The organism is Kitasatospora sp. NBC_01266 (assembly GCF_036242395.1).
Taxonomy (GTDB): Bacteria; Actinomycetota; Actinomycetes; order Streptomycetales; family Streptomycetaceae; genus Kitasatospora.
The window spans coordinates 7,286,485-7,301,533 of record NZ_CP108458.1; the positions used below are offsets into that span (position 1 = coordinate 7,286,485).

17 protein-coding genes and 1 riboswitch are annotated in these 15,049 nt (G+C 73.8%); of the genes, 12 read left to right on the forward strand and 5 right to left on the reverse strand.

Annotation, left to right across the window (positions count from 1 at the left end; genetic code table 11):
- Window positions 1-834 (forward strand): shikimate dehydrogenase, encoded by an 834-nt coding sequence (locus tag OG403_RS31430; protein ID WP_329570381.1) that lies wholly within the window; start codon window positions 1-3, stop codon window positions 832-834.
- A 43-nt stretch (window positions 835-877) separates the two neighbouring features.
- On the opposite strand, the gene OG403_RS31435 is transcribed toward OG403_RS31430, so the two are convergent.
- Window positions 878-1,129 carry a CBU_0592 family membrane protein gene (locus OG403_RS31435; RefSeq protein ID WP_329570382.1) on the reverse strand — a complete coding sequence of 84 codons (252 nt, stop codon included), beginning with the start codon at window positions 1,127-1,129 and terminating at the stop codon, window positions 878-880.
- A gap of 19 nt (window positions 1,130-1,148) precedes the next feature.
- A riboswitch (guanidine-III (ykkC-III) riboswitch) is annotated at window positions 1,149-1,213 on the reverse strand.
- Between the two features lie 217 nt (window positions 1,214-1,430).
- Between OG403_RS31435 and aroC the strand changes: the two genes are divergently transcribed.
- From aroC to OG403_RS31465, 6 genes are all read left to right on the forward strand, one after another.
- Window positions 1,431-2,615 (forward strand): chorismate synthase, encoded by a 1,185-nt coding sequence (aroC, locus tag OG403_RS31440; protein ID WP_329570383.1) that lies wholly within the window; start codon window positions 1,431-1,433, stop codon window positions 2,613-2,615.
- Complete coding sequence (locus tag OG403_RS31445; protein WP_329570385.1) at window positions 2,612-3,160, forward strand: shikimate kinase; 549 nt, start codon at window positions 2,612-2,614, stop codon at window positions 3,158-3,160. Before aroC ends, OG403_RS31445 begins: the two co-directional genes overlap by 4 nt.
- Window positions 3,157-4,248 carry a 3-dehydroquinate synthase gene (gene aroB / locus OG403_RS31450; RefSeq protein WP_329570387.1) on the forward strand — a complete coding sequence of 364 codons (1,092 nt, stop codon included), beginning with the start codon at window positions 3,157-3,159 and terminating at the stop codon, window positions 4,246-4,248. The genes OG403_RS31445 and aroB overlap by 4 nt, the downstream gene beginning before the upstream one ends.
- Complete coding sequence (gene aroQ, locus OG403_RS31455) at window positions 4,245-4,700, forward strand: type II 3-dehydroquinate dehydratase (RefSeq protein ID WP_329570389.1); 456 nt, start codon at window positions 4,245-4,247, stop codon at window positions 4,698-4,700. The genes aroB and aroQ overlap by 4 nt, the downstream gene beginning before the upstream one ends.
- A 132-nt stretch (window positions 4,701-4,832) precedes the next feature.
- On the forward strand, window positions 4,833-5,669 hold the full coding sequence (locus tag OG403_RS31460; protein WP_442911098.1) for an AAA family ATPase: 837 nt from the start codon (window positions 4,833-4,835) through the stop codon (window positions 5,667-5,669).
- 46 nt (window positions 5,670-5,715) lie between these two features.
- Complete coding sequence (locus tag OG403_RS31465; RefSeq protein ID WP_329570393.1) at window positions 5,716-6,522, forward strand: Fpg/Nei family DNA glycosylase; 807 nt, start codon at window positions 5,716-5,718, stop codon at window positions 6,520-6,522.
- A 7-nt stretch (window positions 6,523-6,529) separates the two neighbouring features.
- Here the strand turns inward: OG403_RS31465 and OG403_RS31470 are convergent, their stop codons facing one another.
- Both OG403_RS31470 and OG403_RS31475 read right to left on the reverse strand, forming a co-directional pair.
- A complete protein-coding gene (locus tag OG403_RS31470; protein WP_329570395.1) occupies window positions 6,530-7,819 on the reverse strand; it encodes an MFS transporter in 1,290 nt (429 codons plus the stop codon).
- A gap of 134 nt (window positions 7,820-7,953) precedes the next feature.
- Entirely contained in the window at window positions 7,954-8,391 is a 438-nt protein-coding gene (locus OG403_RS31475; protein WP_329570397.1) for a MarR family winged helix-turn-helix transcriptional regulator, read from the reverse strand.
- Window positions 8,392-8,474: 83 nt separating this feature from the next.
- Between OG403_RS31475 and OG403_RS31480 the strand changes: the two genes are divergently transcribed.
- Entirely contained in the window at window positions 8,475-9,407 is a 933-nt protein-coding gene (locus OG403_RS31480) for a quinone oxidoreductase family protein (protein WP_329570399.1), read from the forward strand.
- Window positions 9,408-9,450: 43 nt separating this feature from the next.
- On the opposite strand, the gene OG403_RS31485 is transcribed toward OG403_RS31480, so the two are convergent.
- Window positions 9,451-10,854, reverse strand: coding sequence for a lipase maturation factor family protein (locus OG403_RS31485; protein ID WP_329570401.1), 1,404 nt, complete (start codon window positions 10,852-10,854; stop codon window positions 9,451-9,453).
- Window positions 10,855-10,971: 117 nt separating this feature from the next.
- On the opposite strand from OG403_RS31485, the gene OG403_RS31490 reads away from it, so the two are divergent.
- The 4 genes from OG403_RS31490 (at window position 10,972) to OG403_RS31505 (ending at window position 14,169) form a co-directional block, all read left to right on the forward strand.
- Window positions 10,972-12,078 carry a M24 family metallopeptidase gene (locus OG403_RS31490; RefSeq protein WP_329570404.1) on the forward strand — a complete coding sequence of 369 codons (1,107 nt, stop codon included), beginning with the start codon at window positions 10,972-10,974 and terminating at the stop codon, window positions 12,076-12,078.
- Between the two features lie 70 nt (window positions 12,079-12,148).
- Window positions 12,149-12,715 (forward strand): elongation factor P, encoded by a 567-nt coding sequence (efp, locus tag OG403_RS31495; RefSeq protein ID WP_329570406.1) that lies wholly within the window; start codon window positions 12,149-12,151, stop codon window positions 12,713-12,715.
- Between the two features lie 2 nt (window positions 12,716-12,717).
- Complete coding sequence (gene nusB, locus OG403_RS31500; protein ID WP_329570408.1) at window positions 12,718-13,158, forward strand: transcription antitermination factor NusB; 441 nt, start codon at window positions 12,718-12,720, stop codon at window positions 13,156-13,158.
- A gap of 159 nt (window positions 13,159-13,317) precedes the next feature.
- A complete protein-coding gene (locus OG403_RS31505; protein WP_329570410.1) occupies window positions 13,318-14,169 on the forward strand; it encodes a thioesterase family protein in 852 nt (283 codons plus the stop codon).
- A 104-nt stretch (window positions 14,170-14,273) separates the two neighbouring features.
- Here the strand turns inward: OG403_RS31505 and bldD are convergent, their stop codons facing one another.
- Entirely contained in the window at window positions 14,274-14,777 is a 504-nt protein-coding gene (gene bldD / locus OG403_RS31510) for a transcriptional regulator BldD (RefSeq protein ID WP_035840801.1), read from the reverse strand.
- Between the last annotated feature and the right edge of the window lie 272 nt (window positions 14,778-15,049).

Sequence of the window (15,049 nt, forward strand, 5' to 3'; positions counted from 1 at the left end):
ATGACCAACCGGCCGCACCGCGCCGCCGTGCTCGGCTCGCCGATCGCCCACTCGCTCTCCCCGGTGCTGCACAACGCGGCCTACCGGGCGCTGGGCCTGGACGGCTGGGAGTACGGCCGCTTCGAGGTGGACGAGGCGGGGCTGCCGGGCTTCCTGGCCGACCTGGAGCCGGCCGGCTGGGCGGGGTTCTCGCTGACCATGCCGCTGAAGCGGGCGGTGATCCCGCTGCTGGACGAGGTGAGCGCGACGGCGCTCGCGGTGGACGCGGTGAACACCCTGGTCTTCGAGGCGGACGGACGGCGCACCGGCGAAAACACCGATGTGCCGGGCCTGGTCGCGGCGTTGCGCGAGCGCGGCATCGAACGGGTGCCGGCGGCGGCCGTGCTGGGCGCGGGTGCCACCGCCGCCTCCGCGCTGGCCGCGCTCGGCCGGCTGGGCGCCGCGGAGGTGACCGTGTACGTCCGCGGCCCCGAGCGGGCCCGGCAGATGCGCGAGCTCGGCGAGCGGCTCGGCGTGGCGGTGCGCACCGCCGACTGGGCCCGCGGCGCCGAGGCGCTGGCCGGGCCGCTGACCGTCGCCACCACGCCGGTCGGCGCCACCGACGGCTTCGCGGCCGGGCTGACCGCCGACCCCGGCGCGCTGTTCGACGTGCTCTACCACCCGTGGCCGACCCCGCTGGCGGCGGCCTGCGCCGAGCGCGGGGCGACCGTGCTCGGCGGGCTCGACCTGCTGGTGCACCAGGCGGTGCTGCAGTGCGAGCGGTTCACCGGGATCACCCCGGGCCCGCTGGCCGCGATGCGGGCGGCGGGCGAACTGGCGCTGGCCGGCGGCTGACCGCGCCGGTCCGCCCGGGCACGCCGGTTGGCCCGGTGGCCGGTCAGTGCGCCGCGCTCGGCTCCCGACCGCGCAGCACGGTGATCAGCCCGGTCAACGAGACCACCGCCCAGACACCTTCGAGCAGCAGGAACCCCCACTGGGCGGTGAACGCGGCCTGGGTGGCCAGGATCGCCGAGCCGCAGAGGTTGAGCAGCAGATAGCTCCGGGCCCGCGAGTTCAGCCGACCCCACTGGGCCAGCGCGAACGGGATCAGGACCAGGATCGAGCCGATGATCTGAACGGTCTGCTCCATGGCGGCACCCTCCAACCGGGCTGCGTCGTCTTGTCGGTCCGGGTACGGCGCGTCTCGTCCGGTGGCCGCGGTGCCGCGGTCGCCCCCATTCTGCCTCAGCCGGTCAAGAGTTCGAAGGCCTGGGTGGAACAGGCCAGGTCAGCGATGGGACGCGACTGTCCGCTCCCCGGACCGCGGCCCGGCCGTGTTCGCGAACGTGAAAGGATCGGAGCAGGGCTCGACAGGTGCGGGCCCGCAGACCGAACCCTGGCCGGCAGCGCGGTGCGAGCGCCGCGACCGGACCGCTGACGAAGGAGCACCGTTGGGTACGTTGCGCTGGCTCACGGCGGGGGAGTCGCACGGCCCCGCCCTGGTCGCCACCCTGGAGGGCCTGCCCGCCGGCGTGCCCGTGACCACCGCGGCGGTGGCCGACGCGCTGGCCCGGCGCCGGCTCGGCTACGGGCGTGGTGCCCGGATGAAGTTCGAGCAGGACGAGGTCACCTTCCTGGGCGGCGTGCGGCACGGCGAGACCATGGGCAGCCCGGTGGCGATCATGGTCGGCAACACCGAGTGGCCCAAGTGGGAGCAGGTCATGTCGGCCGACCCGGTCGACCCCGAGGTGCTGGCCGGGCTGGCCCGCAACGAGGCGCTCACCCGCCCCCGCCCCGGCCACGCCGACCTGGCCGGCATGCAGAAGTACTCGATCGACGAGGCCCGCCCGATCCTGGAGCGGGCCAGCGCCCGGGAGACCGCCGCCCGGGTCGCGCTCGGCGTGGTGGCCCGCTCCTACCTCAAGGAGACCTGCGGCATCGAGATCGTCTCGCACGTGGTCGAGCTGGGCGCCGCCAAGGCCCCGGCCGGCGTGCTGCCGCTGCCCGCCGACGAGGCCCGCCTGGACGAGGACCCGGTGCGCTGCCTGGACGCGGACGCCGCCAAGCGGATGGTCGCCGAGATCGACCAGGCCCACAAGGACGGCGACACGCTCGGTGGCGTGGTCGAGGTGCTCGCCTACGGCGTGCCGGTGGGCCTGGGCTCGCACGTGCACTGGGACCGCCGGCTGGACGCGCGGCTGGCCGCCGCGCTGATGGGCATCCAGGCGATCAAGGGCGTCGAGGTCGGCGACGGCTTCGAGCTGGCCCGGGTCCCCGGCTCGCAGGCGCACGACGAGATCCTGCCGACCCCGGACGGCGTCAAGCGCGCCTCCGGCCGCTCCGGCGGCACCGAGGGCGGGCTGAGCACCGGCGAACTGCTGCGGGTGCGGGCCGCGATGAAGCCGATCGCGACCGTGCCGCGCGCGCTGCGCACCATCGACGTGCGCACCGGCGAGGAGGCCAAGGCGCACCACCAGCGCTCGGACGTCTGCGCGGTGCCGGCCGCCGGCATCGTCGCCGAGGCGATGGTCGCGCTGGTGCTGGCCGACGCGGTCTGCGAGAAGTTCGGCGGCGACCATGTGAGCGAGACCCGGCGCAACATCCAGGGGTACCTCGACCACCTGATCGTCCGATGAGCCCTGGTTCGCCCGCGGGCCCCCGGCTGGTCCTGGTCGGCCCGCCCGGCGCGGGCAAGAGCACGGTGGGCCGGCTGCTCGCCGAGCGGCTCGGCTGCGCCTTCCGGGACACCGACGCCGACATCGAGCAGCGGGCCGGCAAGCCGATCCCGGAGATCTTCATCGAGGACGGCGAGCCGCACTTCCGCGCGCTGGAGGCCGAGGCGGTCGCCGCCGCGCTGGCCGGCCACGACGGTGTGCTCGCGCTCGGCGGCGGCGCGGTCATGGCCGACGCCACCCGGGCGCTGCTGGCCGGGCGCCCGGTGGCCTACCTGGAGGTGGCCTTGCACGACGCCGTCAAGCGGGTCGGCCTGGACGCCCCGCGCCCGCTGCTCGCGGTCAACCCGCGCCAGCAGTGGCGCGAGCTGATGGAACGCCGCCGCCCGCTCTACCTGGAGGTGGCCGCTGCGGTGGTCGCCACCGAGGGGTGCACCCCGGAGCAGGTCGCGGACGCGGTACTGACATCCCTGAATCTGACATCCCGCCCGGAAACGAAGGACGCATGAGCACCGACACCGTCACCATCCACGTCGGCGGCTCGGCCGGCCACGCCCCGTACGACGTGCTGATCGGGCACCAGCTGCTGGGCGAGCTGAGCGGGCTGATCGGCGGCCAGGCGCGCCGGGTGGCGATCATCCACCCCGAGGCGCTGGAGGCCACCGGCGAGGCGATCCGCGAGGACCTGGCCGCCCAGGGCTACCAGGCGATCGCGCTGCAGGTGCCGAACGCGGAGGAGGCCAAGAGCGCCGAGGTCGCGGCCTACTGCTGGTCGGTGCTCGGGCAGACCGGCTTCACCCGCTCCGACGTGATCGTGGGCCTCGGCGGCGGCGCCACCACCGACCTGGCCGGCTTCGTCGCGGCCAGCTGGCTGCGCGGCGTGCGCTGGATCGCGATGCCCACCACGCTGCTCGGCATGGTGGACGCGGCGGTCGGCGGCAAGACCGGCATCAACATCGCCGAGGGCAAGAACCTGGTCGGCGCCTTCCACCCGCCGGTGGGCGTGCTGGCCGACCTGGCCACCCTGGAGACCGTGCCCAAGCACGACTACGTCTCCGGCCTGGCCGAGGTGATCAAGTGCGGCTTCATCGCCGACCCGGTCATCCTCGACCTGGTGGAGGCCGACCCGGAGGGCGCCAAGAGCCCCGCCGGGCCGCACACCGTGGAGCTGATCCGGCGGGCCATCCAGGTCAAGGCCGACGTGGTCTCGGACGACCTCAAGGAGTCGGGCCGCCGCGAGATCCTCAACTACGGCCACACGCTGGCGCACGCGATCGAGCGCAACGAGCGCTACAAGTGGCGGCACGGCGCGGCGGTCGCGGTCGGCATGGTCTTCGCCGCCGAACTCGGCCGGTTCGCGGGCCGGTTGGACGACGCCACCGCCGACCGCCACCGCACCGTGCTGGCCTCGGTCGGCCTGCCGCTGAGCTACCGGGCGGACGCCTGGCCGAAGCTGCTCGACGCCATGAAGGTCGACAAGAAGTCGCGCGGCGACCTGCTGCGCTTCATCGTGCTGGACGGCCTGGCCAAGACCTCGGTGCTGGACGGCCCGGACCCGTCGCTGCTGGCGGCGGCCTACGCGGAGGTCTCCTCGTGAGCCAGGAGTTCGGCCGGCGCGTCCTGGTGCTGAACGGCCCCAACCTCGGCCGGCTCGGCAGTCGCGAGCCGGACGTCTACGGGGCCACCTCCTACGCCGGCCTGGTCGAGCGCTGCACCGTGCTCGGCAAGGAGCTCGGCTTCGAGGTGGAGGTCAAGGAGACCAACTCCGAGCAGCAGATGATCGAGTGGCTGCACTGGGCGGCCGACGAGCGGACGCCCGTGGTGATCAACCCGGGCGCCTTCACGCACTACTCGTACGCGATCCGCGACGCGGCGGCCCAGCGCACCGCGCCGCTGATCGAGGTGCACATCTCCAACCCGTACGCCCGCGAGGAGTTCCGGCACACCTCGGTGATCGCCGCGATCGCCTCCGGCACCATCGCCGGCTTCGGCCTGGGCTCGTACGAGCTGGCCCTGCGCGCCCTGGCCGAGCAGCTCACCGCCCGCTGAGCGGCCTGCGGCAGCGGGTGGCGGCCCGGCTCGGGCAGGTCCGTCGATCCGGCCTGAGCTGGGCCCTTGGTGGGGGCGCCGTGTAATCTCCCCGGCGGGAGGTGTGTCGTGACGCAGCAGTACGCCGGGGGGATGCCCCCGCGCCCGGCAGTGCCGCCACCGGTGCCGCCGCGCCAGAGCGTGCAGCCCTGTCCCGCCGTGCCGGGGCGCCCCGCGCTGCCCCCGGCGCCGACCGTGGCTCCGGCCCCCGCCGGGCCGCTGGCGGCCAGTCAGCCACCACCGCCCGGCACCGAGCCGGCCAGGGCGCCGATCGGTGCGCCGAGCGTGGCGGTGCCGCCCGGTGCGACCGGCCACTTCGTGATGCCCACCGGCGCCCCCGTCCAACTGCCGCCCACCGCCGTCCCGCAGCAGGTCGGCCCGCTCGCGGTGCTGCTGATCGGCCCGGCGGGCGCGGGCAAGACCACGGTCGCCCGGCACTGGGCCGAGCGCCGGCCCGGCCCCACCGCGCACATCAGCCTGGACGACGTGCGCGAGTGGGTGCGGTCCGGCTTCGCCAGCCCGCAGTCCGGTTGGAACAACGTCTCCGAGGCCCAGTACCGGCTGGCCCGCCGCACCTGCGGCTTCGCCTGCCGCAACTACCTGGCCAACGGGATCTCCTGCATCATCGACGACGCGGTCTTCCCCGACCGGCCGGCGATCGGCCTGGGCGGCTGGAAGCGCCACATCGGCCCCGGGATGATCCCCGTGGTGCTGCTCCCCGGCCTGGACACCGTGCTGGCCCGCAACGCCCGGCGCAGCGGTCAACGGCGGCTCAGCGACGAGGAGGTGGCGCTGATCCACGGCCGGATGGCGGGCTGGTACAACTCCGGGCTGCCGATCATCGACAACTCCCAGCTCGACGTCACCGCCACCGCCGAGGCCCTGGACCGGGTGATCGCCGCCCGGCTGGCCGGCCAGCCGGTGCGCTGAACGTGCCCGACCCGTCGCAGAGTTTCGCAGAACAGAGAGTTCCCGCATGCCCGAAGGACACATCCTGCACCGGCTCGCCGCCCAGCACCGGGCGGCCTTCGGCGGCCGTCCGGTCGCCGTCGCCAGCCCGCAGGGCCGGTTCGCGGCCGGCGCGCGGCTGGTCGACGGCCAGCGGCTGCGCGGCGCCGAGGCCGACGGCAAGCACCTCTTCCTGGAGTTCGACGAGGCCTGGCTGCACATCCACCTCGGCCTCTACGGTGTCGTCACCTTCGGCCAGGCCCCAGCGCCGACTCCGGTCGGCCTGATCCGGCTGCGGCTGGCGAACGAGGAGCACTACGCCGACCTGCGCGGCCCCACCACCTGCGAACTGCTCACCCCCGCCGAGAAGGACATCGTGCACGCCCGGCTGGGCCCCGACCCGCTGCGCGCCGACGCCGAGCCGCAGCGCGCCTGGCAGCGGATCGCGCGCAGCCGCAGCACGATAGCCGCGCTGCTGATGGACCAGAAGGTGCTGGCGGGGGTGGGCAACGTCTACCGCGCCGAGGTGCTCTTCCGGCACGGCATCGACCCGCACCGGGCCGGGCGCGACCTGACCGCGGCGCAGTGGCAGCTGATCTGGGGCGACCTGGTGGAGCTGATGCGGACCGGCGCCGAGATCGGCCGGATCGACACCGTGCGCCCCGAGCACACCCCCGAGGCGATGGGTCGCCCGCCCCGGGTGGACGACCACGGCGGCGAGGTCTACGTCTACCGCCGGGCGGGGCAGCCGTGCCTGGTCTGCGGCACCGAGGTGCGCACCGAGGAGCACGCGGCCCGCAACCTCTTCTGGTGCCCGCGCTGCCAGTGCTCCTGACGGTCCGTCAGACGGATACCGACAACGGGGTCGCCGCCTCGGCGTCCAGCGCCGCCAGCCGCCGCAGGCAGGACCGCCGCTGCACCAGGGAGAGCCCGGCGACCGCCGTCCCGAGGGTCAGCCAGCCGACCGGTCCGGCCGCCAGCACCACCCCGGACAGCAGCGGCGGTCCGACCGACTTCTGGATCGCCTGCGACATGCCCGCCACGCCCAGGTAGGAGGCCCGCGCCCCGGTCGGCGCCAGCGACACGGACAACTCCCAGGAGCTGACCGAGCGCATCAGTTCCGCCATCGTGACCAGCGTCGCCGCGGCCAGCAGCGCCAACGAGCCGGTCCAGGCCCCGCTCCCGGTGCCGAGCGCCAGCACCGCGCAGCAGCTCAGCATCATCAGCCCCAGCAGCGCCACCGCCCGGGCCGCCCGGCGCGCGCCCTCGGCCCAGGCCGACACCCGCAGTTGCAGGACCACCACCAGCACCGTGTTGATGACCAGGCAGAGCGGCACGAAGGCGCGCGGCGCCGAGGTGTGGTGCACCAGCCAGAGCGGCAGCCCGACGTTGAGCACCGAGTCGTCCAGGCTCATCGGGATGTCCAGCAGCACGAAGAGCAGATAGCCCCGGTCCCGCCACGGGCCGGCGGCAGCGGCGGGCGGCTCGCCGCCGGCGGACTCGGCGGTCCGCGCGACGACCCGCTCGCCCGCGCTCGGCTCCCGGGTGCGCCAGATCAGCGCCGCGGCCACCACGAAGGAGAGCGCGTCGGCCAGGATCAGCACCCGGTAGGCGTCACCGGTCCCGACCGCCAGGCCGATCGCCGCGACCCCCGCGCCCAGCGCGGTGCCGGCGTTCGCCGAGCTGCGGGAGAGCGCCTGGTAGGTGGCGCGCCGCTGGCCCGCCACCCGGGTGGCGAAGAGCATCTCCAGCGTCTTGGCCGCCCGCTCGGCCAGGCAGGTGGCGGCGACCGCCGGGAGCAGCGTGTCGAAGCCGGTGCACACCAGCAGCCCGCCCACGGTCCCCAGTCGCAGCAGGTGGCAGCCGATCAGCAGGCCGCGCACCGGCAGCCGCTCGGCCAGCCGGCCGGCCAGCGGTGGTCCGGCGATGCCCGCCGCCGCGGCGGCGCCGAGCAGCAGGCCCACCTGCCGGGCGGGCAGGTGGCAGACGAAGGTGAAGTACAGCACCGAGGCCGCGGCCCACACCCCCGAACCGGTCCGGTCCAGGAACTGCGCCAGCAGCATGATCCGCGCGTCCCGCCCGCCGGGCGGCCGTCGCAGCTGCGCGATCAGTCCGGTGTCGTTCCCCCGCATGCCCTGCCCCCGTTTTCGCTGCTCCGCGCGGTCGCTGATCCGCCGTCGCGGTCCGGCAGTAGCCTGCCGCAGATAAATCTCGACGTCAAGATACTTGATGTCGACAGACCTGGCCGGGGCGACCGGCCGACCCGTCAGACCCGCCCCTCGATCACCTTCGCCGCCAGTGCCAGCAGCCGCGCCCGCTCGTCCGGCGCCAGTGGTGCCAGGAGTTCCTCGTTCGCCGCGTCCCCGCGCGCCTGGAGCCGGGCGAGCAGCTCGGCCCCCGCCGGGGCGAGCGCGATCGCGTTCTTCCGGGCGTCGTGCGGGTCCTTGCCGCGCAGCACCAGGCCCTTGGCCTGGAGGTCGTTGAGGATGCCCACCATGTCCTTGGGGTCGATCCGGACGCTGCGCGACAGGTCCGCCTGGGCCAGCGGGCCGAACTCGGCCACCGCGCAGAGCACGGCGTGATGGCCCATTCGGCAGCCCTCCTCGGCCAGCGCCTCGGCGACCAGTCGGTGGGCGAGCGCGCCGGCGCGGCCGAGCAGCCAGCTGGGCAGGGTCTGCAGGTGGGAGAACGGGGCCTCGGTCATGGGTCCATCCTAAAGTCGTTGGTGGTCCCAACGGAACCTGTTATCGTTGGTGGCACCAACGGTTATTGGAGGGGGAGCGCACCATGCGCAAGGTCAGGTTTCACGCGTACGGCAACGCCGACGTCCTGCGGCTCGACGAGGTCGCCGCGCCGACCCCGGGGCCGGGGGAGGTGCTGGTGGCCACCGAGGCGGTCGGGGTCAGCCTGATGCTGCTGAAGATGCTCGCGGGGGCCGGCGACACCCCGCTGCCCGGCTCGCCCGGCGGCGGCTTCGTCGGTCGGATCGCCGCGCTCGGGCCGGGGGTGACGGGCTGCCAGGTCGGCGACCGGGTCGGCGGCGTCGCCGCCGAGGCCTGTGCCGAGCTGCTGCTCGCCGCGCCCGCCCTGATCACGCCGGTGCCCGAGCAGGTGAGCGCCGCCGACGCGCTCGGCGTGGTGCACGGCGGCCTGGTGGCGCTGGCGGCACTGCGGGTCGGCGAACTGGCGAAGGGGCAGTCCGTCCTGGTGACCAACGCCGCCGGCGGGGTGGGGCACCTGATCGTCCAGCTGGCCCGGGAACTCGGCGCGGCCCGGGTGGTGGCCGCGTCCGGCAGCCCGGCGAAGGCCGACTTCCTGCGCTCGCTGGGCGCCGACGAGGTGGTCGGCTACCAGGCCCTCGACCGCTGTGAACCGGTCGACCTGGTGCTGGAGGGGGCCGGCGGCGAGGTGCTGCCGCGTGCGCTGGCCGCGCTGCGCCCGTTCGGCCGACTGGTCACGCTGGCCGGCTACGGCGGCACCCTGGACGCCGGCGCCGTGCTCGGGTCGATGACCACGGTCACCGGCCTGTCGATGGGGCAGCTGGCCCGCCACCGCCCGCAGCTGGTCGAGGAGATCCGGGCGGAGCTGTGGCGGCTGCTGGCCGAGCGGCGGCTGCGCCCGGTCTCGGTGCTGCTACCGCTGGAGCGGGCGGCCGAGGCCGCGGCGCTGCTGGAGTCGCGGGCCAACCTCGGCAAGGTGGTGCTCAGCGTCGCGTCCTAGCCCTCTCGCAGTGGCAGTGGCAGTGGCAGTGGCAGTGGCGGCGTCACCGGCGCGTCATGGGCGCCAGGTAGACCCGCAGCCGGGTCCGGTGCCACCAGGCGCCGGTGGCCCGCCGCTCCTGCGGGCTGGTGAACCGGTAGCGGTAGAGCACCGCCCGGACATGGGTCGGCGGCGCGTGCGGGAACGGGTTGTGCCGCAGCAGCCGCAGGGTCGCCCGGTCGCCCGCCAGCAGCCGCTCGGCGAACGGCCGCAGCCAGGGGCGGGCGTACGCCGGGGAGATCCCGGCGAACCACATCAGCCAGTCCAGCCGCAGGTGGTAGGGCGCGTACTGGCGCGGCCGCCGCCGCACGTCCCCCGGCTTGCCGCGGAACCCGTACTCGCGCCAGACCGTGGTCGGGGTCAGCCGCTGCTCGTCGGTGCCCTCGACGACCACCTCGAAGCGGATCCGGTTGATGCTGCCGAAGGCGCCGTAGCTGTTCACCAGGTGCAGCCGGTTGAACGAGTAGTTCATCAGCTGGTCGCGCGACAGCAGGTTGCGGGCCGGCCGGTAGCTGAGCCAGAGCACCAGCGCCGTCGCGGCCGACACCAGCACCTCGTACCAGAGCGGTGCCCGCGCGGTGGCCAGCCGCCCGGAGCCGGGCAGCCGCAGCGCGCCGAAGGCCAGCGCGATGGTCAGCCAGTTGAGCCAGGCGAAGTTGCCGGAGGCGACCAGCCAGAGCTGGGTGAGCACCATCGCGCCCGCCGCCCAGGAGGCGACCGGCTGCGGGGCGAAGAGCAGCACCGGCAGGCCCAGCTGGGCGAGGTGGTTGGCGGCCACCTCCGCGCGGTGCAGCGGCATCGGCAGGTGGTGGAAGTACCAGCTCAGCGGGCCGGGCATCGGCTGGGTCTCGTGGTGGTACCGCAGACAGGTCAGGTCCCGCCAGCAGCGGTCGCCGCGCAGCTTGATCAGCCCGGCCCCGAACTCCACCCGGAAGAGCAGCCAGCGGACCAGGAAGAGCACCAGCACCGGGGGAGCGACCGTGGCGTTGCCCAGGAAGACCGCCAGGAACCCGGCCTCCAGCAGCAGCGATTCCCAGCCGAAGGAGTACCAGGTCTGCCCGACGTTGACGATCGACAGGTAGAGCAGCCAGAGCAGGGCCCAGAGCAGCATCGAGCCCCAGAGCGGGACCAGGTCCGCCAGTCCCGCCGCGACCGCCGCCGCGAGCGCCGCCCCGCCCCAGGCGAGCAGGGCGAAGGCGCGGTCGCTGTAGCCCAGCCGGAACAGCGTCGGCGCCTCCCAGAAGGTCCGGTGGCGCAGATAGCGCGGCACCGGCAGCATCCCGTGCTCGCCGATCAGGGGCCGGAACTGCCGGGCCGCCGCGAGGAAGGCGACCAGGTAGACGCCGGCCAGCAGCCGCAGCAGCACCAGCCGGCTGAGCGCGTACCCGGGCGCCGTGAACCACTCCACCCGTCCATCTGACCAGAGGCGCGGCCCACCGCGCGGTACCAGCGCGCCGACCGGCCGCCACGCCGCCCGGCCCAGCACAACGGGCGCCCCGGCGCCCGGCTGCCTAGGCTTCCCTATATGTCTGATGCGTACGCGGCCCGCCGGGAACGGCTGAGCGAGTACTGCAGCGCGGGTGGCGCGGACGCGGCGCTGATCACCAAGGCCGCCAACGTCCGGTACCTCACCGGCTGCGCCCCGTGCGGCGCGACCCTGCTGCTCACCCGCGACCGCGCGCTGCTCGCGCTGCCCGCCGAGCTGCCCCCCGACGACACCGGCGAGCGCCCCTACGCCGCCGAGCTGCCGCACCTGGTGGCCGGGCCCGACCAGGACACCGCCGAGACCGCCGCCGAGGCCGCCGCGGGCCTGGGAGTGGCCGATCTGCTGGTGGAGGAGCACGACCTGACGGTCAGCCGGCACCGGGCGATCGCCGAGCGGGTCGCGGGTGCCCGGCTGGCCGACCTGCACCAGGCGGTCGAGCGGCTGCGGGTGGTCAAGGACGAGCAGGAGATCGCCGAGCTGCGGATCGCCGCCGAGATCGGCGACCAGGCGCTCGGCGAACTGCTGGAGTCGATCCTGGTCGGCCGCACCGAACGGCACCTGGCGATGGAGCTGGAGCGCCGGATGATCGACCACGGCGCGGACCGGGCGGGCTACCCCGTCTCGGTGGGCACCGGCAGCCACTCGGGCCGCAGCGCCCACCAGCCGACCGACCGCCGGGTCGAGGAGGGCGACTTCCTGACCGTCTCGCTCGGCGCCCAGTACCGGGGCTACTCGGTCTGCACCACCCGCACCTTCGTGATCGGCGCGGCCCCGGCGGCCTGGCAGGTCGAGCTGCACCGGCTGGTCTTCGAGGCCCAGCGGGCCGGGCGCGAGGCGCTCCAGCCGGGCGCGCCGGGCAGCGCGCCGGACCGGGCGGCCCGCGCGGTGCTGCTGGCCGGAGGGCATCAGGAGGAGCTGCCCAGACCGTTCGGGCACGGCGTGGGGCTGGAGGTACGGGAGGCGCCGCAGCTGGGACCCGCCGAGGTGGGTAAACTGGACAATCGCGTGCCGGTCACCGTCGGTCCAGGGGTACACCTCCCGGGCCGTGGCGGGGTCCGGATCGAGGACACGCTCGTGGTGCGCCCCCTCGAAGAGGGCGGTCCCGAGCTGCTCACCATCACTACCAAGGAGCTCCTCGCCCTGTGACCACCGTCGTGGTGGAGGCAGGCGCGCATCCCTTGGTTCCTTGACAGCTATATCAGGAGTAAGTGCGCCCGTGGCTTCCACGAACGATCTCAAGAACGGCATGGTCCTCAAGCTCGACAATGACCAGCTCTGGTCCGTTGTCGAGTTCCAGCACGTCAAGCCGGGCAAGGGCCCCGCCTTCGTGCGCACCAAGCTCAAGCACGTGCTGAGCGGCAAGGTCGTCGACAAGACGTTCAACGCGGGTACCAAGGTCGAGACCGCGAACGTCGACAAGCGCGGCATGCAGTTCTCGTACAAGGACGGCGAGCAGTTCGTGTTCATGGACATGGACACCTACGACCAGCTGATGATCGGCCCCGAGGTCGTCGGCGACGCCGCCAAGTACCTGCTGGAGGGCTTCGAGGCCCTGGTCGCCGTGTACGAGGGCGCCCCGCTCTACATCGAGCTGCCGGCCGCCGTCGAGCTGGTCATCGAGTTCACCGAGCCCGGCCTGCAGGGCGACCGCTCCACCGGTGGCAGCAAGCCCGCCCGCCTGGAGACCGGTGCCGAGATCCAGGTCCCGCTCTTCATCAACCAGGGCGAGAAGATCAAGGTCGACACCCGCGACGGCGGCTACCTCGGCCGGGTGAACAAGTAACCGTGGCGTCCGCACGCACCAAGGCGCGTACGCACGCCTTCCAGATCCTCTTCGAGGCCGACGGCCGAGGCGTCGACCCGCTCTCGGTGCTCGCCGGCTGGGTCGCCCGGGCCCGGGAGCCCAAGCCGGACGAGGGTGTGCCGCAGGTCGGCGAGTACACCATGCAGCTGGTCGAGGGCTATGTGAAGCACGCCCGCCGGATCGACGAGCTGATCTCGACCTACGCGGTCGGCTGGACGCTCGACCGGATGCCGGTCGTGGACCGCAACGTCCTGCGGCTCGGCGCCTACGAGCTGATCTGGGAGGACGGCGTCCCGGACGCGGTCGTCCTGGACGAGGCGGTGGAGATCGCCAAGGAGTTCTCCACGGACGACTCGCCGGCCTTCGTGAACGGGATGCTGGCCCGTTTCATGGAGCTCAAGCCGACGATCCGCCGGGACTAGGCCTGGCGGGTCGCCTCCCCACTCCGGTGGGGGACCGCCCGCCGGGTTGAACCCGCGCAGCGCTCCAGCGCCCTTCGATGGCCGTCGGACCTTCCGGTCCGGCGGCCATCGCGCGTATGTTGTTACTGACCAGTAGCTCATCCGAAGGGCGTCTCTCCCATGACCACCGCGACCGTGATCAACAGCGAGTTCGACCAGGCCATCGCCCTCGAACCGGACCCCGACGGCGCCGGGCGCTACCTCGGTGAGCTGGGCGCCGGCTGGCAGATCGGCGGCGGGATCAACGGCGGGCTGCTGCTGGCCGTCGCCGCCAACGCGCTGCGCCGGGAGCTGCCCGGGCACCCCGACCCGCTCTCGATCAGCTGCTACTACCTCTCCACCTCGGGCCCCGGCCCGCTCTCGGTGCGCACCGAGACGGTCCGGCGCGGCCGCACCCTCTCCAACGCGACCGCCTCGCTCTACCAGTGGGGCCCGGACGGCGCCGAGGTCGAGCGGCTGAGAGTGCTGGCCGGCTACGGCGACCTGGCCGCGCTGGCGGGCGAGGTGCACACCTCGGCCACCGCGCCGGAGCTGCCGCCGGTCGAGCAGTGCATCGGGATCGAGCACGCCCCGCCCGGACTGCTTCAGCAGGCCGCCCTGCTGGAGCGCTTCGACCTGCGGCTCGACCCCGGCACGGTCGGCTGGGCGGTCGGGCAGCCGGCCCGGCAGGGTCGGATCCAGGGCTGGTTCAAGCTGGCCGACGGGCGCGAGCCGGACCCGCTGTCGCTGCTGCTGGTCGCCGACGCGCTGCCGCCGGTCACCTTCGACCTCGGGCTGCCCGGCTGGGCCCCGACCATCGAGCTGACCGTGCACCTGCGCGCGCTGCCGGCCCCGGGCTGGCTGCGGGTCAGCCATGCCACCCGGAACCTGGCCGGTGGCCACTTCGAGGAGGACTGCGAGATCTGGGACTCGGCCGGCCGCCTGGTCGCGCAGTCGCGCCAGCTGGCCCGCGCGCCCCGCGCGCAGGTCTGACCCCGCGCAGGCTCAGCGCACGCCAGGGCGTGCGGATACGCCGACGGCGCGGTCCCCCGGGACCGCGCCGTGACGTTTCTTCAGTTGCCGGACGGGCGAGCGGGTCAGCTCGCGTCCTCCTCGCGCACCGCGCGACGAGCGTCCGAGTTCAGCACACCCCAGCTGATCAGCTGCTCGGTGAGGATGGACGGCGACTGGTCGTAGATCACGGCCAGCGTGCGCAGGTCGTCCTGGCGGATCGAGAGCACCTTGCCGTTGTAGTCACCGCGCTGGGACTGGATGGTGGCGGCGTAGCGCTGCAGCGGGCCGGCCTTCTCGGAGGGGACCTGGGTCAGTCTCTCCAGGTCCAGCACCAGGCGCGGCGGCGGCTCGGCCGCGCCGCCCGGGGTGCCGCCGGGCAGCAGCTCCTGCACCGGGACGCCGTAGAACTCGGCCAGCTCGGCCAGCCGCTGCACCGTCACGGCACGGTCGCCACGCTCGTAGGAGCCGACGACGACCGCCTTCCAGCGCCCCTGGGACTTCTCCTCGACGCCGTGCAGGGAGAGACCCTGCTGAGTGCGGATAGCTCGGAGTTTTCCTCCGAGCTGCTTCGCGTAGTCGCTGGACATTGTTCTCCCCGGACGAGAAATTCTTGATCATGTCGGTCACGGGGGGAGCTGGGGGTGACCCAGCTTCCCAAGGCGTCCTACCGATGGGTTCGACGTCTATTCCGTAACTCACTGTGAGGTTACGTAGAGTAAGGTAGCCCCGTCAAGCCGAATGGGGCAGCCGTGCGAATGGTCTGCTACCTGTACGTGAACACGACATAGAGGATGTCGGGCGGCTCATGATCGCCCTGGTACCCTTGACGAGGCCCGCGCCACGTTCGGGCGGCCACCAA